Below are 23,459 nucleotides of genomic sequence, written 5' to 3'. Positions count from 1 at the left end.
AGGTTTAAGACAGTACATTGAATGCCATGGCCGCCCAACACCTTTGCGTGGCCGCCGCAATCGCCCTCTTCACCCTCACTGATCTGCCGAAGCCCCTGCAGCCTGCCCGCCCTCTACTTGCCCTCATCCGGCACAATCACGGTCTCGCTGATCCGGACAGCCTGGCCGGATTCCGCTGCGGAGATGATCTGCCGGGCCCGTTTGCGGCAGACTTGCACCATCCAGCGCTGTGCAGTGTCAGCCCCTTCAATCTCAGCTGCCCTTGCAAACAACGCGGCGTCATCGTCAGTGCAGCGGACGTTGAGTTGCTGACCTGATTGCTGACGGGATGCGTTGGTTGCCTTCTTTGCCATGACGGTATCTGAGATGAACAACGATCCGCGTTCAAGAGTTCCCTCGGTGCAGGCTGCACGAAAATCCTAAGAAACCCTATAGGTATCTATTGACATCACGCGAGAAGCGGGTACCGTCTTCATCATGCTGACCACATGGCTGGACGAGAGCCGCGGTCATCACGCAAAATCGAATACCCGGGCATTGCCTGGATCTAGCCCGCTGCCGCGAAGCTCGTCCCTTCCGGCCAGCGGGTTTTTCTTTAGGCTGAAGAGGACAGCCACCTCCGGGCAGCGTGCTGATTCCACAAAGCACAGCGCAAAAAAGAAACCCCGGCCGCATGGTGCAACCGGGGTCATCATGGCCGCCCGTCGCCATTTTCTCACGACGTCGACGGGCACTCCAAGGAGAGTATTTCATGGTTTCGACCACTTTGCAATGTCGACTTTCCCTTCCCCGTCCCGTCGACACTTCCGTTTTCAGCATTCCGCCGGAAGAAATGGAATTGCCGATTGCGACACCTGCCAATTCCCGGGTACTGATCATCCGTCAGACTGAGCCGACCTGGGTGCCCAAGAGTCACACGAACCTGCCCTCGCGATATTCGGTGGGAATGCCGCTGGATCTCGCCACGTCACTGGCCGCGGAACTGAACCGCCGTTGCATGGCTGATCCGAGTCGTCCGGACACCTGGCATATTGTGGTCTATCGCCATGCCCCCGGGTTCACCGTGATTCAGGTGAAGAAGTCGTCGCTCTGGGTTCCGGAAAGCGAATACGATCTCCCGCCCGATGCCAGCGATCCGATTCGCAACAGCGACGCCCGTCGGTGCGTTCGGGAGTTCAACCTCCGGGAAATGCAGCTGGCTCCCTCTCCGCAGTTCTGGGCTCTCCACGTGAAGCCCCTGAAGCGGGAAGAGTCAGCCCCTCTGGAACTGCCAGTAAATGAACCGGGACTGCGGCTGCTGCGGGTGCCCGGCCACAACGACGTGCAGTTCATCGTCAAAGCTCCCGGCCGCGATCGCGAGGCCCTGCGGAAAGTCCGGGCTGCCGTCGATGCCGTGACTGACTGACGGTCGCCGGCTGCATGGTCGCTCCCCGGTGCGACCGCCTGGTCCGCCGGGGACATCTTTCTCTCGTTCCTGCTTTCACGCCCTGCGACTCTCCGCAGTGGCCTTCACACACTCATTCCCGAAAGGGGTTCGTTCATGATTGCGCCCACTCCCATTTCCTCCGCACCTGAAATCGACCGCGATGCAGCCCGGGAACTTCTCCGGACTGTGATGACGCCACGGGGTCGTAACTACCTGCTTGAAAAAGCCACCAAGTGGCTGAACGGTGATCGGGACAAGGCCGAGGACCTGGTTCAGGAGACATTCCTGTCACTCCTCAAGACCACGAGTTACGACCCCAGCAAATCGAATCCCATCACCTACGCCTACTGGAGGCTCTGGGGGCTGATGAGAAAACTGGCCTACAGCCAGTCGGGGCATCACCGGCAACCGCTGCCCCTGAAGCACGAGCCGGTTTCACGTGAGCTGGTGATGTCGCCAGAGAGAAGGGAAAACTGCGAAATGATGTCCACGGCTCTCGGCTCGCTGCCGGATCGCTACGCCCGCATTCTGAGGGGCAAGTTCAATGGGGACACGCAACAGGAAATCGCGGAGCAGATCGGCTGTACCAGGCATCGCGTGCACCAGCTGGAGCCGCTGGCGATGTCGGCCATTCTCGATTATCCGCTGCCGATTCCGGCGTGACACCGGATGAGATGCCCCCGGTTTGCAGGCCACAGGCCGGGAGATTTTTTGTCGCTAGCGTTCACCCCTGGCTGGTTGCACGGAGGTTGCACCGACCTAATTCAATGCAAAAACCGCGTCAAGGGTGTCGATGTAAGTCGTTTCCTTGACGCGGTTTGCTGAGTTACCCGGCGAGGATTCGAACCTCGACGAACAGGACCAAAACCTGTTGTGCTACCGTTACACTACCGGGTAATTCTCTGGGAAACATAGTCGTTCGTCGAAGAATTGCAAGATCGGACATCCGCACCCCTTCGGCATTTTGATTTCCCGCCGATTCTCTCGCCAAACTCAAAATTTCAGGCAGTCGGCGGTGCTGTTAATCGGTCGAGACGTTGTGGGGCACGGGGAGGTTCACCTGGTTTTGGCGCTCTCTGTTGAGCGGCGGACTTCGCGATGCTGATGCGTTCGCCCGACCGGTCGTCGCGGGGGTAGTCAGCCGGTGATCGCCACTCACTCGAGAGGGGGGCAGGCTCAGTGAGCGCGCATCGCCGAGGGAGATGAATGCGGAGCGGTTGCAGCTCCCCGCCAGACGAAGTTACCGAAGTGCGTACTTCATCCGACGAATCGCTGGCCTGGCGTTAGCCCCGATCCCGGGGAAGTGTGGCGGCGTTTGTGGGAAAAATTTTTGTAGAACGCTTTGTTTTCCGCCGCCAGGCCGCCAAACGTACGTGAGATTCGCTCTAGCGGGAGGAACTTCGACTGGCAGGTCGCTTGCGAGAGCCGGACTCTATCCGGTGCCCGTGCAGCCAGCGTTTCCTCTGGTGAAATGCTGGCATTCGCCTGGCGACGACGAGTCAATTCAATGCCCGAATGCTGCCACCGCGTAGGGTGCGGCTCGCCAGCACGCCTTCATAAACCTTCCGGATCTGCTCTGTCATGTACTGGTGGCGAAAGATCCGGGCACAGCGTTCCCGGCCGGCAGCCCCATACCGGGCGCGCAGCTCCGCATCGCCTGCCAGCTGAAGAACGGCATCGATCAGCGGTTCCAGTGAATCGCGCGGGAGAAGAAATCCGGTCTCGCCGGGGATGACCACTTCACGGGCACCACCGACGTCATAGGAGACGACAGGTTTGCCGGCGATCAGTCCCTGCGGCAGGACTCGTGCGAGCCCTTCCCATTGGCTGGTGTGCACGACCAGATCCATGGCGGCCATCAGTTCGGGAATCATGCCCGGTTGCACCAACCCGGTGAAGATGAAATGGTCGGTCAGCCCCTGCGAAGCAATTTCCCGCTCGTAGGTTTGACGCAGGATTCCATCGCCTACCAGCAGGAATTTCACGCGGGGATTCTGTGCCACGATCGCGGGAGCGGCTTTGATCAGGAACTCGTGTCCCTTCAGGTGGAACAGACGGCCGATCTTGCCAACGACGATGGTCTGCTCGTCGATGCCGTAGCGGCGGCGGACTTCGTGACGCGGAACCGGAGGGTTCAGAAAGGGTTCAACATCAAAGCCGCTGTAAACCGTTTCGTAGCGGTCCGGTGTGGCGATGCCGGCCCGCAGGTATTCCTGCGACATGTCGTCAGCAACACTGATGAAACGATCGGTCCAGCGGGCGGCAAGCCGTTCGAGTTGAATGTAGCCGTGGTAGGCAAGTGGAGATTGCCCGTAATGAAACGACGCTCCGTGGATCGTATGGACTACCGGGATACCTAGCTTGTGAGCGGCGGCTCGACCGACGATTCCAGCCTTGGAACTGTGGGTATGGACGATGTCGGGACGCAGTTCGCGAAAGCGGGCGATGAGTCGACGGTAGGCCTGCCAGTCGGTGGTCGGGCGAATGCTGCGGACCAGTTCGGGCAGCACTTCCACGGGAAAGCCCCCGGCTGCAGCCCGGGGGAGCAGACTCCCTTCAGGACCTTCTGCGGGGCCGGTGATCAGCGTCACCTGGTCGCCATGCAGGTGGTGCTGGTCCTCGACGGTGTGCAGTGTGTTTTCCTGAGCGCCTCCGATGATGAGCCGCGTAATAAGATGAACGACGTTCACTGCGGCGGTCGGCTGTTAGTGGCAAGAGGGGTCAGGACTGGAGCAGACTGAGCGGCCGGGGAAATCATGTTGTTCTTCCTGCCCGGCGAACAGGCAGGTTAGAGCAATCGGGGCTAGAGCGGAAGGTAGACCGCCTGCAGTGCCTCATGTCGATTCTGGTAGTGCTGGTAGCGGCGGTTCAGCGGACTCATCTGCAGGGCATTGAAAACATTTTCATCTGCGCCGCAGAGTACGGTGCGGCCGGGGGTCGACCGGCAGATGGACATCAGGACTTCCAGCAGCAGATGGCCTGCCATGGCGGTCTGTGAGAAGTCGACCACGACATGCCGGTAGCCGCGTTGCGAGATGATGTCGGTAATGCGGCTGGCTTCGATGTGCAGGTCCTGATACAGAAAATTCTGGGACTCAGCGGTGGGCAGAATGATCACGGTATCGTGATAAAACTCGACCTTGAGAATACGGTTGGAGCGGGTCAGAAAGTCGGCCTCGGGAGTCTGGGCCGTCATGTTTCCCTGAAGCTGCCGGGCCTCGATTTGCGGATAGTGAGCACGCACGCGATACGGGCCGAACGACAGTTCCGCACCCGCTGCCAGCAGCGCGCAGCGGCACTCCTGTCCGTTGATCTGAATTCCTCCCTTCCCGAGCATATCGATCGCCCAGAGTCCCGAAGGGAGGAGCAACAGGCTGCACTGCACGCGTGAGAGTCGATCGTCCATCACGGTGATCCGGCACCGTTCGTCGCGACCGACCAGAGTGATGACCCGGTTGATCGGCCACTTCTTGCCATGCTGTGCGGTGTTGAGGAGTTCCAGATCGACCATCGGCAATAACCCATATTCCGGGCGCTGTTCGTCGCGGGGGCGGAACTCCAGCGGGGCTTTCAGTGTTTCGTCAGCAATCCAGGCCTCATCGAGCAGCTGGATGCGGGCGCTGCCGATCTGCAACGTATTCTGTGAAGTGAGCCAGCCATGAAATTTCGGACCGCTCGCCCGGACTCCCCCCGTGCTGAAAAGATCGATGCAGGCCACCTGGGAGCCGATCGCCTGCAGGTAGAGGTGCCGGTAGGAAACGGTCTGGTCGGGAATGACCACATCGCAATCATCTCCCCGACCCACGATGGCGAAAGCGGAATTGATTTCGTGTGTTGTTTCTGACCCGTCAACTGCGCGCACCAGCAACCGGAGCGGATTCTGTACCGCGGCCGCGTACTGCAGCATGGCCAAAAGTTGATTCTCCATGATCCCTAGAGCAGGCCGTTCTTTCCTGCGCCTGCATCGCAGGCATGTCGATTGAAGAAAGGGAGAATTCCGCCTTGCGGTGTCCGATTCATCCAAAGTCACGCAATCACAAGTCTCACTGTTCGACCAGTTCCAACGCGTCAGGTAACTGGACGAAGACGCACTCCTCCGCCTGGCGACTGATTTAACATTCCATCGAGCTGCAACTGATTATGAGTGACAATTCACGTAACGTCAAATTTGACGCAACATCTTGCCAAGATTGCAAGTTTGTGACGGTCAGAACCAGTCTGCGCGACGCCCCTGCCCCGTAGGATGCATCGTTCTTCGACAAATTCCCCCTGATTGGGGCGTCGCCACAGCCCGGACGATCTCAAATGCCCGGGTCAGCTGTAGAAATGTTCCCGGTAGAGCTGCGAAAGTGCATAGGCGCACGCCCCTTGAGAATGGTCCGGGCCAATCAGCTCCTGCAGCGACAGCTGCTCCCGCGTGTCGATGGACAATAATGACCGATAGGCGGCCCGGGCCAGAGATTCCCCTTCTCCGCAGAAGAGGACCGTTCCCGGCGGGCCGGCCAATCGACCGATGACCTCCGCCAGTCCGGTCGAGATCTGCTGCAGGGCTGTCTGATAGATCGACTCCGCGATGGTGCGGACGTCGTCCCCCGACAGGTCATCCAGGTCGGAACAGACCAGTCGTGCGAGTCGAATCGCTGCTTCGCGTCGTGTGGCGGGTCGACCGTTCGCGGTGTTCGTGTCGTCAGGGGACTCGTGGCAGAGTTCCAGAATCAGGCAGACATCCTGCATGGTGGCAAACAGTTCCCGGGCGACTCCCACATTCTGTTCCCGCACCGGGACTTGTTGTGTGACGGCGCAGAGGGGCGTTCGTCGAACGCCCAGGTACAGCAGTTCTCCGGAAGCGAGCCGTTCCAGGTCGGTCCGCCCTTCTGGAACGGGAATCCCCTCTTCCAGCGGAATGATGTCGGTGGTTGTCGAGCCGACATCGACCAGCAATGAGGGGCCGACCGGTGCCATCCGTCCTGCCCAGGTGGCGAGGGCGTGCCAGTTGGCGGCCGCTACCAGTTCGGGAAGGTCACGGGCGTCGTGGGCGGAAAGAAATTCACCGCCGGTCTGCCAGATGGCAAGGGGACGATCCGTGGCTGCGGCTTCGACGGCGGTCAGGATCTGGTGGACCCCTTCCCTGCGGGTCTTAAAGCAGTCGGCGAGTTCTCCGGTCATCGTGACCGCCAGTGGACTCCCCACTGGGTACTGTTGGAGCAACTCCCGTATTTTGTCTTTCAGCTCCGCAGGCGACTTCCAGAGCGGGAACGGCCAGGAGAGCGTGCGGTGGCCGTCGGAGATTTTGAGGTTCGCTCCGCCGATATCGAGGCCCAGAGGAGGGAATGTCACTACCGAATTCAGCGGGGAAGACATGAAATTGCTGCGTCAGCTGTGTTTGTGGAAGTGAAAGGTGTCGCCGACGGTCATTCGCACCGCTCCGGAGAACTCCGGGGGACAGGAGTCTGTCGGATCGATCAGCCAGCGGGCTAGATTTTCTTTCGCCAGTTCCCGATACGCCAGATAACTGGTCGTCAGCCGGGGATTGATCTCCACGAGCAGAGGCTGTTCGGGAGATTCGTCCGGCAGAAGCAGGTCAAAGCCGACGTAGCCCTGCAATCCAGAAATCTGGCGACCCACCCGGGCGACAAATGCGTGAAGACGGTCCGTGGAGACATGAGGGGCGGGGAGCTGACTTCCTAGGTACTGCAGCCGTCTGTCAGCGGAGAGCAATTGCTCCGCAGGGGGAAAGAGGGCGACCGGTTGGCCGTTGTGGAAAATTGCAGCCACAGAGAGCGCCCGACCGATGACATAAGGCTGCGCGATGAAGTCATCCGGATCAATTTCAGCCAGTGCGGCCTGGAGTTCTTCTGTTCCGCGAACAAGTCGTGTGCCGAGCGAGCCTGCGCCGTCCCTGAGCTTCAGGACAGTTGCTTCCCAAGGCGAAAGGGGGGCGGCGGGCACGGTCGGGATCGTGGGGATTTCTCGACTGCTGCAGAACTCGTAAAGCCGCAGTTTGTCCGCACAGAGTCGAATCGCGTCCGGGATGGAGAGGAGAGTTTTGGTCCCGCAGGCTGTCAGTCGCTCGGCCTGCGTCGCCAGGAGATCGTGGAACTCCGGTGCGACCACGAGTGCGGCATCCGCCTGTTCAGCCAGTTGTGTGAACTGTTCATCCGCAGCGAAAACGGAGTCGACCCGGGTGATCGCGATGTTGGGACGATTGAGTGATTCCGCGTACGGCAGGCGGGCATCGAGGGTGGTGCTGACGTGCACGCCCGGCAGGGCTGCGCAGTCTTCCACAAGGGCCTGCCACATCGCGCGGCCTTCGAGCAGCAGCGATTCCGGAGGATCCTGATCGGCCAGGGCACCACTGCAAAGGTATTCACTCAGGAAGAGCTGCATCGGCAGGTGTTCAATCTCTTTGAGTCAGCGCCCGTGTCTGGCTGCGAAGTCGCTGTTGCGTGCTCGGTTCAGAAGCCTGCACCGCCGCTCCGGAATTCCTGATGGCATTCCGCACAGGAGGTTTGCATCTGATTCAGGGCTGCTTGGAATTCGGAGTAGCGCTCCGACTTCGATGCGTCCGCTCCCGCAGCCGCCGCACTGGTGAACCGTTTAGCGAGTGCCTGATATTTTTCTTCTTCCGCATCGGCGTAGCTTTTATCGGTCATCAATGTGCCGAATGCGGCCAGCAGCCGCAATTCCCGTTCGCAGTCGGCTGGTTTCTCTTTCAGTCGCGCTTCGGTATTGATGTTCGATTTGAGGAAATTGAAGGTGATTTCAGTCCGTTTCATCAGGTCACTGAGGTCGACGGCGTCGGCCGGGGGGATCGTGGCAGCTACCGTTTCTTCCGGCGGCGGTCCACCATCCAGGATCACGGTCAGTTTTTCAAAGGGCTCTTTCGCCCCGTTGTATGCCTCTCGTCCGCTGCCGCTGCTTTTGACGGAAAGCTGATGGGCGAGCTCGCGAATGTGATGGGCATTCGGCTTCCAGGAAACGGACTCCGGATGGGTCGTAACGATTGTGGCTAACGCTGCCAGCACAGCGGCATCCTGGGAAATCGCGGCGGCGCCCTTGTTGAATGTGGCGACCGTCTGCAGATTGCTGGTCAGTCGGGTTCGCAGCAGTTTGACTTCCTCAACCAGCAACGGCATCGGAAGAATTTTGGCCCAGTCCGGAGAGGCCGGCTGGGGAGATGTCGATGCGGGAGGCGCAGCCGGTGAGGGGCTCGCGACAGGCATCGCGTTCGTGGTTGCGGGAGACGCGGAGGGGAGCGTGACGGGAGCCGAGGTGGCTGAACTCCCTTGCAGGCGGGTTTCGTCGGCCGCGATCACCAGTGGCTGGTCGTAGAACACGTCATAGGGGATGTTCCCGATCCATTTCCGTTCCGGAGCTACCGGTTCGACCGGTTTCGCGGGCGTGGCCGCAGTCGCTTCGACCGCTGTCGGAGTTGGAGTTGGTGGAGCGGTTTTTGAGTTGCAGCTGCTGAGGCTGACTCCCAGCATGCACGCCAGCAGTGTCCGTCGGAGCGTCCCCGGACAGGGGGACCCCGGATCGGTTTTCCTGAGCGTCTGAAGCCGAGCCCAGCCGTTTCGGACGAGGTGTCGATGCATGGCAAACCGGGGTCGTAATGCTGACTGACGGGTTCGTTTCGGGATTATCGAGACGAAACAGCGGGGGATTGTGGATTTTTACGAAACTCTCCGCAATTCTGTGGCATCTCAGACGATCCTATCACTCGCGGTCGTGACGGTCGACCATCCGGTTGCGTATGATTGGGATGTATGACATTTCCGGCGTTTTCGATTGCGCCAATCAGCCGAACCCCTAATTCGAGTTGAAGCAAGCCATGGACTTTCGCACCTGCCCCGCGTGTCAGGCCTCCGTCCTGGAAGACGATGTGCAGGAATGCCCCTTCTGTGGGGCTTCCATGTCGGGGAAACCGCAGCCGAAAAAGCCTGCTCCTCAAAAGGCGTCGGGCCCGGCCCCGTCCAAGCCCGCAGCCGCAGATGCAGCTCCCAAGCCCGCTGCGCCGGCAACCCCCGCAGCCCGACGGCCCAGCGGTCCTGCCATTCGGCCACCCGATGAAAACGCCGAAGATCCGTTCGAAGTCGATACCTCGGCGGTCCGGCGGGCGATCAAGCTCTCCCCGAAGCCGACGAAAACACGAACCTATGAAGTTGTCTGCCGGATGTGCGAGACTCCCGGCTACATCCAGCCGAGCGATGCCGGCAAGGATGTGCACTGCTGTAATCCGGACTGCATTGTTCCGGTGTTCAAAGCTCCTCGCCCGCAGGTCACCGAAGAGATCAAGGCTCCGGAGAAAAATCTCAAGCCATTGTACATCGGCGGCGGTCTCGCTGCCCTGTTGGCCATCGGAGGAGGAGTGTGGTATGCGATGCAACCTCCGCCGGTCGTCGATCGAACCGACGATGTGGTGGCGGTGCACAAGGATGAAGAGCGTCTGAAAGGCTTGATTGCCAAAGACAATGCTGCGGTCACCAAGGTGGAACGGCTGCTGGATTCTCCGGAAGCCGTCCGGACCGAAGCGGTCGCCCGCATCAAGGACCGGGTTCGCGATCGGAATATCTCGCGGGCTCGTGCCCATCAGATCGCTGCCGAAATCTATGCCAGTGCGGGTCAGCTCGACGAAGCCAACGGACAGTTCCAGGACCTTCGTCGCGTGCGCGACGGCGCGGCCCCGTTTTTCCAGATTCAGCCGCTTGTCGAGACCGCCTGGTTGCAGCGCCGGACCGGAAAAACGGAAGAAGCCAATCAGTCGCTGACCGAAGCACTGGCACGCGCCAAGGACCTTCCGAAATCAGTCCGTCGAACTCAGGATGCGGTGGCCTCGCTGGCGGCGGCGCTGGTGGCCCTCGGTCGTCAGGAGGAAGCTCTGCAGCTGATTCAGGTTGAACAGGACACAGATGCCCGCGGACGGGCTTCCACCCTGTGGAAGGGAACCACCGAATCGAAAACCTTCAACTTCGACGCCATGGCCCGCAGTCCCTGGCACGTGGTGATGCCGGAACCACTGCGAATGTCCGTTGTGGAAACTCTGGTCGGACGGGGCGAAGTGGAAACGGCGCTCGCGTTCGCTGCGACCGGGAACGATGCCAGCTCGCAGGCGGCCTGTCGCGCCGCGTGGGCAGGACAGCTCCCTTCTCTGCAGAAAGGACAGGCCGTCTCGACTTTGAATGCCGCTCTGGCCTCCGCGAAGTTTTCACCTGCCGAGCAGACCCGTCTGTGGGCGGCACTGGCAGCAGGCTATCTGGAGATGGGGGACAAAGTCTCCGCGCAATCCGCACTGGATCGTGCTCTGACACTGCTGGACGGGCTGCAGGTTCCCGGTCCGATGCCCCTTCCGACCAAGAGGCAGATTCTCGATGGCCGTGGTCGTCCGTTCGGCGGCCTCGCCGATCCGACAGCGAATCAGACCGCGTCACTCGCTGCCGCGGATGTGGCCTTGGTGCAGAATCGCCTGGGGCAGCGCGACGCCGCAAAGGCGAACCTCGCGAAGGCCTTGGATTTCGCACAGGCGACCACCCCCAGTCCGGTCGCGACGCAGGCTGCCGTGGACGAGTGTCAGCAGTCCGGACAGCTCGTGCGGCGCGAACTCGCTTCGCAACTCGGCGTGAAAGGGGACGACTCCAAGTTTGAAGCCTCATTCAACAACTACCGCCGACAGTGCAACGTGCTCGACCAGTTGGCCGACACCCGATTGGCCACACAGGCCGAGATCCTTCGCGCTGCAGCCATGGAAGGGATGTTGCCCGAGGTCTGGGGACTCGTCCGCGATCGTCTCCAGAACGGCAATGCACGCGTGGCGGAGCCCTACTTTGAAACGACATTACCCGGAATGCTCATTGCCGCTGCCTCCGTCGAGGGGCAGTCGACCCTCGTCAGTGAGATCAAGGCCGCTGCCGGCAGTCGGCAGTTTGAGACTGATCCGATCGATCAGCTGGAGGTACGGACGTCGGCCCTGATTGCCGCCGGGAAGCTGGCCGAAGCGGCTGATGTCCTGAAGGCTGCCTACCTCAAAGATCTGGCCAAGAAGCAGCCGGACCGAGTCGATCGCGTCGGGCTGCGAATGAGCAGCCGTGTGCAGTCCCGTCAGTCACCGGCCGAGGCGCTGAAGTTCATTAAGTCGTTGCATGATGCCAACCTGAAGGAAGAGGCTCTGCTGTTGCTGGGAGGCTATGCCATTCAGCATGGCAAGGGACCGGAGCTGTGGCGGCTGACAGCCGACGATCGTGATCTGAACGGCATGGAAGCACTATCGCTGTACCGGGGACTCGTCTTCGGCGCAGAGCCTGAGAACACGGCGTCAGCGACCGCTGCGGCAACCCCCGTGAACTGAGAGATCCGGCGCGGTGTCATCCCTGCGCCGGGCTGTGGATTCAGGGACGGTTTCAGATTCGCTCAATCATCACCGACAATCCGGCGTTGGCCGAGATTCAAAAAGGACTTCCATGCGAGTGCTCTCCGGAATCCAGCCGACCGGCCGTTTTCATCTGGGAAATTACTTCGGCGCGATTCAGCAGTACATTGCCCTGCAGGATAACGAGCAATCGTTTTATTTCATCGCCGACCTGCACGCCCTGACGACGGTACGCGAACCGGCGCAGCTGCGGCAGAACACACTCGATGCCGCGCTGGATCTTCTCGCGCTGGGGCTGGACCCCGCGCGGGCCACGCTCTTCCGGCAGTCGGATGTCCCCGAAGTGACCGAGCTGACGTGGTTGCTCATGACGGTCACCCAGATGAGCCTGCTGGAGAAATGCCACGCGTACAAAGACAAACTCGCCCGCGGACTGACCGCCGATGCCGGTCTCTTCACCTATCCGGTCCTGATGGCGGCCGACATTCTGGCGTATGACAGTCAGCTGGTTCCGGTCGGTCAGGATCAGGTCCAGCATCTGGAAGTGACCCGCGATCTCGCGCAGCGCTTCAATCACATCTACAACAGGGAAGTCTTTGTACTCCCCGAGGCCAAGGTGATGTCTGCCACCGCCAAGGTCCCCGGCACCGACGGCGAGAAGATGTCGAAGAGCTACGGCAATACGATCGAGCTGTTTGAATCGCCCAAGTCGCTGCGCAAGAAGTTCATGTCGATCAAGACCGATTCCACACCGGTCGAAGAGCCCAAAAACCCTGATCACTGCTCGATTTTTCAACTGTTTCAACTGTTCGCGACAGAGGAAGAACAAGCGGCACTGGCGGCTCGCTACCGGGCCGGCGGGATGGGTTATGGAGAAGCCAAGACAGCGTTGTATGAGAAAGCTCTCAGCTATTTTGGCCCCGCGCGGGAACGACGAACGCAGCTGGAAGCGCATCCCGATGAGGTCGAAGAGATCCTCCGCGAGGGGGCAAGCAAGGCCCGTTCCAAAGCTCGGGAAGTTCTCGCACGTGCCCGTGATGCCTGCGGTTTGAGACCTTCTCCAACATCGCCTGAGCCACGAAGTTAGGCTGTTTTTTTGCGGCCACTCGCTGACAGACTTACGTCAATTCGCGGCCGATCGCTTGGAAATGACCACGCCGATCGGGGTTGACATTCGTCTGGCGAGCGTCAACATGGTTCGCGTTCAATCGAAGTTCGGTTGAGCTGTCCGCAGACCTTTCCCACAGTTGCTTGTCTGCCGGACATCGTCGTCACGGAGGGGTGGACGGAACCGACGACGAGTTTTGATTAGGGAAATGAAAAGGATTTGCGAATGTCTTGGAGTGCAATTTTGCTTGCGATGGTTGCCGGACCTGTCGATGTTGCGACCGTCTCCACTTCTTCTCCCAGTGCCTACTCAAGCTACACACAGGCCTGGCATGCTGCACACGATGCCGAGCGCCCGATGCTCGTCATCCTCAATCCCGCTGATGCCCAGAAGGGCATCTCGACAGAAGAACTCGTTGGCGATGAGAAGCTGCAGCCTGTGCTGCAGGATTACGTTGTGGCTGTCATCGATACCACCACGGATCATGGCAAGCAGGTGCATGAGCTGTTCGGCAATGCTCCCCTGCCCCGCGTGGTTGTGATCGACAAGAACCAGAAGAAGCAGATCTACCGTACCAGCGAGAAGCTCTCTTCGGAGCGCCTCGCGAAAGTTCTGGATCAGCACAAGAGTGGCGAAATCGCCAAGCCGGTTCTGAACCTCGGTCCGGTTAACAGCGGCTGCCCCAGCTGCCAGCGCCGGATGAGCTTCTCCTACTAGAGCAGCTGACTCGTCCAGTCCCCGTGCGGCACGTGTTTCGTCGGGCGAAATGCTGACTTCCGCGTGGCGAGGACAAGGCACTTCAGAGTCAAAATGCTCGAAACGCATCGCCAGAAGGTCTGGCGTTCAGGCAGCGGAAGACCGGGCATTCCATCAACGTTTGTCCCGGTCAATGCGGCCAGACTGCCCTGGCAGCCTGCGAACTCGTGTCGTTTGTTGCTGAGGTCAGAGCTGCGAGCGTCGGAACTGCTGAATTTTTTGTTGACTTGCTGCGGTCGCATTCCGGTGCGGCCGCAGCTTTCTTTGCTTCGGGCTGTGAAGACCTTGTGGGCGGGCCGCAGGGGCATCTCGTTCACTCCCCCATTTATCTTCTGTTGAAGATTCACAGATATGGATCTGCTCAAGCTGCTGACACAAACACCTTCTGTCCCCGGGCGCGAAGATCGCATCCGCGAAGTCATTCAGGCCCATGTCACCGCTGCTGGACTGTTTGACGACATTCGGGTCGATGCGATGGGATCGCTGATCGGGATACGCCGACCGCGACCCGCATCCGGACGTGCAGCGGGTAAGCCGACCAAAGTGATGCTCGCAGCGCACATGGACCAGATCGGCTTTCTGGTTTGTCACGTCAGCTCGGAAGGCTTCCTGCGGGTTAATCCCGTAGGCGGGTTCGATACCCGCAATCTCTTTGCCCGCAAGGTGCGTGTCTGCACCGCCGCCGGCGATCTGCCCGGTCTGATGAATCCGGCCGGCCGGCCGATTCACATCGCCAGCGAAGAAGAACGTCGCAAGGTGCCGGAGATCACTGATTTCTTCATTGATCTGGGACTGCCCGGTGAAACGGTGCGCGAGAAAGTCAAAATCGGCGACATGGTCGTTCTGGATGGGCCATTTTCCGAAGTGGGAGACTACGTCGCCTCGCAATGCCTCGACAACCGGATCGGATGCTGGGCACAGATTCGTGCGCTCGAACGGCTCCAGCACCACAACTGCGAGATCCATGCCGCCTGGACCGTGCAGGAGGAAGTCGGTCTGCGGGGAGCCGCCACAGCTGCGTTTGCGGTCGATCCGGATATCGGAATCGCCTGCGATACGACGCTCTGCTGCAAGACGCCAGGGGTTCCCGAAGAGCAACGGGTGACGCTGCCGGGGGAAGGAATCTGCCTGAAAATTATGGACTCCTCCACGATCGCGGACATTCGCCTGCTGGAAGAAATGGAAGCGATTGCCGCCCGAAACGGGATCAAGTCCCAACGCGGGATTCTGGCCCGGGGTGGGCAGGATGGGGCGATGATTCAACGGACCCGGGCGGGTGTCCGCACGTCCGTTTTTGCCTGTCCGGTCAAGTACATTCACACCGTCACCGAGATGGCTCACAAAGAGGATCTGGAAGCCTACGTCGCATTGCTGACCGCCTATCTCGAGCAGGTTTCCTGACGTCCCTGCCCGCTGTATCTCTTTTCCACGACACCCTCTATAATATCAGCTTCCACGGTCGCATCAGTTGATGCTGATGACCGGTCCGGACGGCCTGCCACCCCGCATTCCGTCACACGCTCCCACAGTTTCGACGTCTATGAAACCTGAATTCATTCGCAACTTTTCGATCATCGCACACATCGATCACGGGAAGAGCACTCTTTCCGATCAGCTGCTGTTGAAAAGCGGTGCCATTGATGAACGTGAGTTTCATGCGCAGGTGCTGGACGATCTGGATGTGGAGCGGGAGCGGGGCATCACCGTCAAAGCCCGGGCGGTGGCGATCGACTACACCTATCAGGGACAGGTGTACGAGCTGAACTTCATCGATACACCCGGGCATGTCGACTTCCATTACGAAGTCTCGCGCAGTCTGGCCGCCTGCGAAGGGGCTCTGCTGGTTGTCGACGCGTTTCAGGGGGTGCAGGCACAAACCGTCGCCAACGCCTACGCGGCCATCGAAGCCAATCTCGAGATCATTCCGGTCATCAACAAGATCGATCTGCCGGTCACGCGCATTGATGAAGTCCGGGACGAAGTCGAAAACATCATCGGTCTGGATGCCTCCAACGCCCTGCTCGTCAGCGCGAAAGCAGGACTCGGCATCGAAGAGTGCATTGAAGCCATCATTCAACGGATTCCCTCGCCGAAGGGAGATCCGCAGGCCCCCCTGAAGGCACTCGTTTTCGACAGCAAATATGATGATTACCGAGGTGTCGTGACCTATATCCGTATTGTCGAGGGGACGCTGCGGAAGCGCGACCGCATCCGCTTCATGCGGGCCGGGACGGTCCATGAGACTCTGGAAGTGGGCCAGTTTCGCCCCAATATGGTGGCCTGTGAGGAACTGGGCCCCGGTCAGGCCGGATACCTGATCACCGGCATCAAAGTGCTCGGAAACGTGCACGTCGGAGATACCGTCACGCTGCAGGGAAATCAGGCCAGGGAAGCCCTGCCCGGATACAAGCAGCCCAAGCAGATGGTCTTCTGCGGCATGTATCCGATCGATGCGACCGACTTCGAAAAGCTGCGATTCGAACTCGACAAGATGGCACTCAACGACGCCAGTTTCTCCTTTCTGCCGGAGACGAGTGATGCTCTGGGCTTCGGCTTCCGTTGCGGCTTCCTCGGCATGCTGCATATGGAAATCATCCAGCAGCGGCTGGAGCAGGAAGCGGACGTCGACCTGATTCAGACCGCCCCCAACGTCACGTATCAGATTCTGAAACGTGAAGGGGTGTTGACGACGATCGATAACCCCGCAGATGTTCCTGACGCGGGCCAGATCGAAGAATTCCGAGAGCCGATCGCCAAGGTGAGCTTCATTCTCCCGACATCCACAATCGGGCCGATCATGCAACTGTGTGCGGAACGGCGCGGAGAATACAAGAGCACGGAATATCTCGGTCCGGATCGTGCGCAACTGGTGTATGAGCTGCCGCTGGCCGAGATCATTTACGATATGTACGACAAGCTGAAGTCGATCACCCGCGGCTACGGCACAATGGACTACGAAGTGATCGGGTTTCGTGCTGCCGATCTAGTGAAGCTCGACATTCTTGTGAAAGGGACGCTGGTCGAAGCTCTGGCAACGATTGTGCACCGCGACACCGCAGAACGACGGGGTCGGGCACTGGTCCGGAAGCTCAAGGAAGAGATTCCCAAACACCAGTTCGAAGTGGCCCTGCAGGCCGCAATCGGTGCCCGCGTGATCGCTCGTGAAACGATTTCAGCCTTGCGAAAGAACGTGACCGCGAAGTGCTACGGGGGGGACATCACCCGGAAGCGCAAGCTGCTGCAGAAGCAGAAAGAGGGGAAGAAGCGGATGAAGCAGTTTGGCCAGGTGGAAATTCCGCAGAAGGCCTTTCTGTCGGTACTGGAAGCCGGAAAGGACGAGTGAACGGGTTCGGTCCCCTGCCCGAGTGAATGGAAGTGCCTGTCATGTCGAACGCCCAGTCAGAAATCGAACAGGGAGCACGTTTCCCTTTCGGTCGGAACTGGGCTTCTTTTTTAAAGACGCTCGACGACTCACGGATTGAAATTGCGGTCCAGTCGCTGCGGGATCTGGTGCAGGTTGATCATCTCGCCGGTCGAACGTTTCTGGATGTGGGGAGCGGGAGCGGATTGTTCTCGCTGGCGGCGCGCAAGCTGGGGGCGCGGGTGCACTCTTTCGACTATGACCCGCAGTCGGTCGCCTGTACCCGGGAACTGCGCGAACGTTATTTCCCGGGCGATGCCGACTGGAAGGTCGAAAGCGGTTCAGCGCTCGATGCGGACTATCTGCGCTCGCTCGGGCAGTTCGACGTTGTGTATTCGTGGGGTGTGTTGCACCACACCGGTGCGATGTGGAAGGGGCTGGATCTCGTCAGCCAGGCAGTGGCCGATCAGGGAAAACTGGCCATCGCGCTCTACAATGATCAGGGCTTCCGCTCGCGGATCTGGTTGAAGGTAAAGCAACTGTACTGCGCGAACAGACTCAGCCGATGGGGCGTTTCTGCGATCTATTATCCCTGGTTTTTCCTGCGGACAGTTGGCGTGTCACTCGTTCGCAGGCAGAATGAATTCTCGCGCTATCGACAGCATCGGGGAATGTCCATCACCCACGATTGGGTGGACTGGCTGGGTGGCCTCCCCTTTGAGGTGGCGAGCGTGCCTGCTGTCACCAATTTCCTTGCCGAGCGGGGATTCGAGCGAATTGGTCTGAAAGCTACCCGCCGACTGGGATGCAACGAATTCCTGTTTCGGAAGTCGGCGCGGAATGAAAAAGCAGTTGCTCCGAACTGAATCGCAGCAACTGCTTTCTAGCGGGATCGAACCCGTCCAACTTTTTGAATCTGAGGGGCGTTGGTTTGCAATGCCCATCAGTTCGCTCGTGGTCCGGGATTCGCTACCCCGAATTTTGAAACCTCAATAGCCCCCAAACCGCGTTGAGTGCTCAGATCGGTGTACGGTCAGAAATTCAGGTAGATGCCAGAACGTCCGCCACCATAATAGCCGCGTCCGTAATAACCGGGGTATCCGTATCCACGGTAGTAGCCGCGACCGTAGTATCCCGGCCCATAGTAGCCACGGTAATAGCCCCGGTTTCCGCGGTATCCCGAGCGGAACCCGGCATTGTAGCCACGATTCCATCCTCGAGACCCGCCGTAGATGCGTACTCGTGCCGCTTCAGCAGAGTCTGCTCCGACCACGCACAACATCAGACCCGCTGCCAGCAATCCCCATAAGTACCGTTTCATTTCTGCTCTCCCTGTTTCAGACTTGAATTCATCAAGACATGCCTCGCTTGGAAAGGCATGGCGACTCATCAGTTCATGGAGGCGGCAATACGCAACAGCCGTACCAAAAATCCCGACCCAAGTCCGTAAGAGGGAAAAGACAGTCGGTTTCGTGCAAAACGATTCAAAGAAATTTCGACTTTGAGGCGTGAGGATGCATGCTGGTCGATGAGCGCGCAGAGTTCGAAGGGGCCCGGTCCGGACAATGCACCGCAGCGGGAGCTTCCATTGATAAATGGACCCGCGGAGAGTGCGAGGGACGTGCTCCGAGAACAAAGGGAGCGCGGCCACAGAATGAGCGCAACTCAGATCGATCAGAGGCGATCTGGTCGCAGCACTTTGACGATGGCGCTGTTGTCGAGTTCGCCCAGACCCGCTTCGACAGCCTGCTCCAGCAGCTGGCAATGGGTGGTCGACATTGGCAGGTCCACATTGGCCCGCCGGGCAGCATCCAGCATCAGCTTGACATCCTTCAGGTGCTGTGCGAGCCGCGCCTGCACGCTGAAGTCCTCTTCGATCATCTTCTGCCCCTTCACATCCATGGCCCGTGAGTAGGCAGCACTCCCCTTCAGAACTTCGAGGGCCGCAGCCGCATCGACCCCGAGGATGTCACTGAAAGCGAGCCCCTCTGCCAGTGCAGCGCGGTTCAGTCCCAGCACTAGATTGGTGACCAGCTTCATCTTGGCGGCGGTGCCACAGGCGCCGACGTGAAAGACCTGCTTTCCCAGGACGGGCCAGAGATCCGAACAGGCATCAAACGCCGCCCGTGCCCCTCCCACCATGACCATCGCTTCTCCCCGGCGGGTTTGCTCGCTGGAACCCGAGATCGGAGCATCGAGGTAGTTGACTCCCCTGCTGGCGAGTCGCTGTTCGATTTCGATGGTCTGCTCGGGAGCCCCCGTGGTGGTGTCGACCAGGAATTGGCCGGCGCGGAGCCCTGACTCCATTTTGGAAAGAACGTCCGAAACCACTTCGCTGGAATAGAGACTGATTACCAGCCGCTGACAGCTGGAGACCGGGTTGTCAGTCCAGACCGCCCCGCGTGAGATCAGGGGCTGGGCTTCTTCACGGGTCCGATTCCAGACATTGACCCGATAACCATGGTCCAGCAACCGCTCTGAGATGGCGGTTCCCATGAGTCCCAACCCGATCACCCCGACAACTTTATCCGGCATCGTCATCGCCCAGTTACGGCTCGAGCAGTTTGCTCTTTCCAATCCTTGCGCAGCAGGCGTTTCGAGTGAAGAAATGCGAACGTCTGCCTTGCAGGAACGAGTTCAGTAAAATTCAAAATACTCTTGGTTTAAACCAACTATTTCGAGGTCAGTTGGATATCAATCGTGTTTTTGCCCTCTTTGACTTCTTCCACGATGGCATCGGGCTTTCTGTAGCGGAGTGGAACCTTTTCGGGACTTCCCTGCGGGAATGCAGCGTCTTCCCCGGGGTACCACGAGGTCGACACTTCAACCGAGTGGCTTCCGATCTTGGCCCCCTTGGTGCCGATGGAGTACTCAAGGATATAGAAGCCATTGGCGTCGGCGACTGCAGTGGATGCGCGGCCACCCCCCTGTGGTGCAAACTGGACTTTAGCCATTGGCAGCGGTTGGCCATCCAGTGTCACGGTTCCCTCGACCAGACCAATTTCAGGACGGTCCGATTTTCCGCAGCCTGCCAGAATAAGCAGACAGGTCATGGCGGCCAGACAACTGGTACGGAGAAACGATGTGCAATCAGGAACGTGATGAGACATGGAGAGTACGACCTGTCGATCTGAAGAGAAGGCTCTGCCAGGTGAGAGAATTGTCACCGAGACAGGCCCATTGAAGAGCCTGCCCCGGCGTACCGTCGATTTCCGGAACCAGCTTTACGACGGGTCGTGGCCGGCTGCACCACGTCCGGCTGTCTTGAAGCCGGGGATGGCCCGTGGTGCAGTCTTGACCAACCGGAAAACTCCGTGACTCCTAGTACTCGCCGACGGGATTTCCATCATGTCGGGAAATCAGATATTCGAATGTACTTCTGGGTGCCGAACCCAGACCGGATTGCGGGCGATGGTCGATGTTCTCACTGATGAAGCGGACCGAACCATCGGCGAGCAGGAACTGAGCGCCCCCCGCATGCAGGCTGCCGTATCCACGTCCGTTGGCATTGATGAGGCGACTTCCCCCGGATGAGACAGTGCACATCCCGACGTTGTCATTATCTTCTGTATTGTCGTTGGCACCGAAGATCAAGGCAGCTTTCATGTTGACCGTTTTGAGGGCGGAACAGCGTTCTCCGAGGGCGAGAGTGTTACTCGCCCCGTCTGTGATGTCGCGAAGATTGATGCACCGCTGCCCCCAATCACCTGAGTTGGGAAACACTCCATTCGCAGGTGCGTTGTCAGAAGGACGATCGCGGTTTGTCTTGGTCGAGTGATTGGATGCCACATAGTTCGAACGGGACGTCGGCACCATGTTGCTATCGTTACCGGTCGTGCCGCACTTGGGGGTCATCCGCCATTCGGCGTTGAGTTCAGGCCCAATGTCGCTGGGGCAGCGGAACATTGGATACCCTTTCTGCATGACTTCGAGCATAGTCGCGTTCTGCACAGCCATGCACAGCTGCGTCGATCCGCCGTTCAGCATGTTGTAAGCAGGGGCCTGATCCAGATAGGGGAACAGTGCGAATCCCCAGGCCCACATATTAAAGCTTCCACCGTAATTATAGACGGTGGCAGAGGGAAACGCGTTGTAGACATCGTGGTAATTGTGCAGGGCCAGTCCCATCTGCTTCAGGTTGTTCTTGCACTGGGAGCGCCGGGCGGCTTCCCGCGCCTGCTGCACTGCCGGCAGCAACAGGGCGATCAGGACTGCAATGATTGCAATCACGACCAGGAGTTCGATCAGGGTAAAACCCTTTTTGGACTTTTGAGACGTGGCCATGGAGATCACCTTTGAAACAGGAAGCCCGTGAACGTTGCAACAGAAACGGCAAGAATTGCGACGACTGATGACTGAAGTGTCTCAGATGCATCGTCACATCAACATGCGATAACTGATAAATAGCTTGTGATTTTTGCCAGCGTCCGTAATCAGAACTCAGCTTCAACGACGTGGGGTGGTGTGCGCAAACTTCGTTAGCGAATGGGACTTACCGCTCCCCTGTAGGTGCTTAAGAGTCTCGGCTGATTGCTGAAGGATGTCCGCACCGGAGGAAGCAACGGCGCGCTCGCTGGAATTTGCAGTGTCGGATTTGCCAGTCTCTGAGCGTGGTCGGGAGCGTTTCCGTCACGCAATCACCACAAGTCGACACTCCCCAACCCTGACGAAGTCAGCAGTAAAAGCGCTCTGATGTGAGCATGTTGACCGCTGACTAATCCATTCCGGGCACATCAAAGTGCGATTGCGACCGCGCGGGAAACAGGCCAAGCGGGACCCGCAAGATGTCTGTCTGAACGGGAGGGCTGCATGGAACGCAGCCGAGTGGAACCGGAGAAAATGACGGCTGAAGCTGGAGAGTCAGCCCGGCCTCTAAAAAAGCGACGCTCTACCGTTTGCCGAGCCAGAAATAAGTCCCGGCTCCAGCGGCGGCCAGAATCAGAAGCGAGTACGAGATTGCCTGCCACGGGGACCGATGTGTTTGATTGAGACGAAGGGTCTCGATCGCCTGCCCTGCCGACGAGCGGACATCCTCACTCTCATCATGCTTCTGCGCGTTTAACAGCGCGCCGACAATTCTCTGCGACGGTCCCCCTGCCCGGCCCAGACCCCGGGCAGCAGCTGCGCGGACACTGGCGTCATCGTCCTTCAATGAACTGATCAGTGACTCCGTGGCGGTGCTGTGTTCAGCCGCCATTCCCCCCAACGCTTCCATCGCAGCGATTCGGATCTGGGTGTTCGGGGCGTTTGCTGCCTGATGCCATGCGACTTCCCAGTCGCTTTGTCCAGACCACCATTGCACACAATTCAGGAGCAGCGAGGCTGCCAAGGCGACCGCCAGAACCAGAGAGTTCCTCCGGGACTTCAGGGCCGACATGTTGGGAGCGGTTTTTTCCTCCAGTTCACGAGCGATCCGTTGCCCTTCGTCAAATGCCGGCTGGAGGTCCTGCAACGTCTCTTTGCGAGGAGTCGTGACCACAATTGTCTGATGCACGCTTCGCAGTTCGCGGGCAACGGCTGTGGCGCTTTCGTAACGGTCGTCCGGCTCCTTCGACATCAGTTTCAGGATGATGGACTCCAGCGCCACCGGGCAATCGAGTGCCTTGGCGGTCGCGCGGGGGGGAGCGCTGTAGCAGTGCAGGTGCAAGGTGGCCCCCGGAGTCTCTCCGACGAAAGGAGGCTCTCCGGTCAACAGTTCATAGAGGACGCAGCCGAGTGCATACAGGTCTGTTCGGGGGGTCACATCCTGTCCACGAATCTGTTCGGGGGCCATGTACAGGAATGTTCCCGCGGTTTTACCCGCGGCTGTGATTTTGCGCGCGGCGAGGACACTGGCCAGGCCGAAATCGCTGAGCTTCAGCTGGCCCGAAGGGGTGAGCAGGAAGTTGCTCGGCTTGATATCGCGATGGACGACTCCCTTTCCGTGCGAGCACTCCAGAGCGGCGCACATCTGCAGTCCGTAGTAAATCACCTGCTCCCAGGCCAATTTCCCGCGGCTCTGCAGTTTCTCGTCGAGGTTTCCCCCTTCGACCAGCTCCATGGCATAGAAACGGCGCTTGTCTTCGCACACTCCGCCAAAGCAGCGGACGATATTCGGGTGTCGCAGCGTCTTCAGGACGTCGAGTTCCCGTTCGAAGCGGGCCAAAGCGGTTTTATCGGTCACATCGCCCGGCAGCATTTTCAGAGCGACGTTGCGGCCATTGACCACATAGCGGGCGCGGTAGACGACACCCATTCCCCCTTCGCCGATCTGGTCCAGGATTTCGAAGGGCCAGATCCATCGGGAATTCGCGGACGTCGGTGGTGTCTGGAGACTCACGTGCATCCCCGCCGGCTGAGACATTCGAATCAATTCTATGAACGAGGAGCGCCCAGGGGGCCACAGATCCGTCAAACTTGAGCGTTCGGAGCACAAAATGAACGTTCAGGGGTTAGATCGGTTCCT

General features: G+C 59.3%; 19 protein-coding genes and 1 tRNA gene. 8 read left to right on the top strand and 12 right to left on the bottom strand.

Translation table 11 applies throughout. From position 1 onward, the window contains the following. Nucleotides 1-113 precede the first annotated feature (113 nt). Entirely contained in the window at nt 114-353 is a 240-nt protein-coding gene (locus tag SH664x_RS14240; protein WP_437201973.1) for a type II toxin -antitoxin system TacA 1-like antitoxin, read from the bottom strand. A gap of 398 nt (nt 354-751) precedes the next feature. Here SH664x_RS14240 and SH664x_RS14235 point away from each other — a divergent pair, with 398 nt between their 5' ends. Then, the gene (locus tag SH664x_RS14235) at nt 752-1,405 is read left to right on the top strand and encodes a hypothetical protein (protein WP_437201972.1); all 654 of its coding nucleotides are present in this window, start codon (nt 752-754) and stop codon (nt 1,403-1,405) included. Between the two features lie 135 nt (nt 1,406-1,540). Then, a complete protein-coding gene (locus SH664x_RS14230; protein ID WP_437201971.1) occupies nt 1,541-2,089 on the top strand; it encodes a sigma-70 family RNA polymerase sigma factor in 549 nt (182 codons plus the stop codon). A gap of 163 nt (nt 2,090-2,252) precedes the next feature. On the opposite strand, the gene SH664x_RS14225 is transcribed toward SH664x_RS14230, so the two are convergent. The 6 genes from SH664x_RS14225 to SH664x_RS14200 all read right to left on the bottom strand — a co-directional run bounded on the left by SH664x_RS14225 (nt 2,253) and on the right by SH664x_RS14200 (nt 9,021). Then, nucleotides 2,253-2,323, bottom strand: a tRNA-Gln gene (locus tag SH664x_RS14225). A 602-nt stretch (nt 2,324-2,925) separates the two neighbouring features. Further along, on the bottom strand, nt 2,926-4,116 hold the full coding sequence (locus SH664x_RS14220) for a glycosyltransferase family 4 protein (RefSeq protein ID WP_437201969.1): 1,191 nt from the start codon (nt 4,114-4,116) through the stop codon (nt 2,926-2,928). 113 nt (nt 4,117-4,229) lie between these two features. Next, complete coding sequence (locus SH664x_RS14215; protein ID WP_437201967.1) at nt 4,230-5,354, bottom strand: FHA domain-containing protein; 1,125 nt, start codon at nt 5,352-5,354, stop codon at nt 4,230-4,232. A gap of 386 nt (nt 5,355-5,740) precedes the next feature. Further along, complete coding sequence (locus SH664x_RS14210) at nt 5,741-6,787, bottom strand: hydantoinase/oxoprolinase family protein (RefSeq protein WP_437201966.1); 1,047 nt, start codon at nt 6,785-6,787, stop codon at nt 5,741-5,743. 12 nt (nt 6,788-6,799) lie between these two features. Then, nucleotides 6,800-7,813, bottom strand: coding sequence for an ATP-grasp domain-containing protein (locus SH664x_RS14205; RefSeq protein WP_437201965.1), 1,014 nt, complete (start codon nt 7,811-7,813; stop codon nt 6,800-6,802). A 68-nt stretch (nt 7,814-7,881) separates the two neighbouring features. Then, on the bottom strand, nt 7,882-9,021 hold the full coding sequence (locus tag SH664x_RS14200; RefSeq protein ID WP_437201962.1) for a hypothetical protein: 1,140 nt from the start codon (nt 9,019-9,021) through the stop codon (nt 7,882-7,884). 236 nt (nt 9,022-9,257) lie between these two features. Here SH664x_RS14200 and SH664x_RS14195 point away from each other — a divergent pair, with 236 nt between their 5' ends. From SH664x_RS14195 to SH664x_RS14170, 6 genes are all read left to right on the top strand, one after another. Next, nucleotides 9,258-11,768 carry a hypothetical protein gene (locus tag SH664x_RS14195; protein WP_437201959.1) on the top strand — a complete coding sequence of 837 codons (2,511 nt, stop codon included), beginning with the start codon at nt 9,258-9,260 and terminating at the stop codon, nt 11,766-11,768. A 112-nt stretch (nt 11,769-11,880) separates the two neighbouring features. Continuing rightward, nucleotides 11,881-12,876 carry a tryptophan--tRNA ligase gene (gene trpS, locus SH664x_RS14190; protein ID WP_437201957.1) on the top strand — a complete coding sequence of 332 codons (996 nt, stop codon included), beginning with the start codon at nt 11,881-11,883 and terminating at the stop codon, nt 12,874-12,876. A gap of 246 nt (nt 12,877-13,122) precedes the next feature. Beyond that, nucleotides 13,123-13,614: a hypothetical protein gene (locus SH664x_RS14185; protein ID WP_437201955.1), complete on the top strand. Its 492-nt coding sequence runs from the start codon at nt 13,123-13,125 to the stop codon at nt 13,612-13,614. A gap of 390 nt (nt 13,615-14,004) precedes the next feature. Next, on the top strand, nt 14,005-15,054 hold the full coding sequence (locus SH664x_RS14180) for a M42 family metallopeptidase (protein ID WP_437201954.1): 1,050 nt from the start codon (nt 14,005-14,007) through the stop codon (nt 15,052-15,054). Between the two features lie 139 nt (nt 15,055-15,193). After that, nucleotides 15,194-16,996, top strand: coding sequence for a translation elongation factor 4 (lepA, locus tag SH664x_RS14175; protein ID WP_437201952.1), 1,803 nt, complete (start codon nt 15,194-15,196; stop codon nt 16,994-16,996). A gap of 41 nt (nt 16,997-17,037) precedes the next feature. Next, complete coding sequence (locus SH664x_RS14170) at nt 17,038-17,880, top strand: class I SAM-dependent methyltransferase (protein WP_437201950.1); 843 nt, start codon at nt 17,038-17,040, stop codon at nt 17,878-17,880. 167 nt (nt 17,881-18,047) lie between these two features. On the opposite strand, the gene SH664x_RS14165 is transcribed toward SH664x_RS14170, so the two are convergent. The 5 genes from SH664x_RS14165 to SH664x_RS14145 form a co-directional block, all read right to left on the bottom strand. Continuing rightward, nucleotides 18,048-18,335: a hypothetical protein gene (locus SH664x_RS14165; protein ID WP_437201948.1), complete on the bottom strand. Its 288-nt coding sequence runs from the start codon at nt 18,333-18,335 to the stop codon at nt 18,048-18,050. 353 nt (nt 18,336-18,688) lie between these two features. Further along, a complete protein-coding gene (locus SH664x_RS14160; protein ID WP_437201946.1) occupies nt 18,689-19,549 on the bottom strand; it encodes an NAD(P)-dependent oxidoreductase in 861 nt (286 codons plus the stop codon). A gap of 137 nt (nt 19,550-19,686) precedes the next feature. Beyond that, entirely contained in the window at nt 19,687-20,124 is a 438-nt protein-coding gene (locus SH664x_RS14155) for a carboxypeptidase-like regulatory domain-containing protein (RefSeq protein WP_437201945.1), read from the bottom strand. Between the two features lie 211 nt (nt 20,125-20,335). After that, the gene (locus SH664x_RS14150; protein WP_437201943.1) at nt 20,336-21,298 is read right to left on the bottom strand and encodes a DUF1559 family PulG-like putative transporter; all 963 of its coding nucleotides are present in this window, start codon (nt 21,296-21,298) and stop codon (nt 20,336-20,338) included. Between the two features lie 604 nt (nt 21,299-21,902). Then, nucleotides 21,903-23,357, bottom strand: coding sequence for a protein kinase domain-containing protein (locus SH664x_RS14145; protein ID WP_437201941.1), 1,455 nt, complete (start codon nt 23,355-23,357; stop codon nt 21,903-21,905). Nucleotides 23,358-23,459 lie beyond the last annotated feature (102 nt).

It is taken from the genome of Planctomicrobium aquicomposti (genome assembly GCF_051466325.1).
In the GTDB taxonomy this organism is placed as follows: Bacteria; Planctomycetota; Planctomycetia; order Planctomycetales; family Planctomycetaceae; genus Planctomicrobium.
The sequence above is the reverse complement of the archived record's forward strand: the minus strand, read 5'-3'. Positions and strand labels throughout refer to the sequence as shown.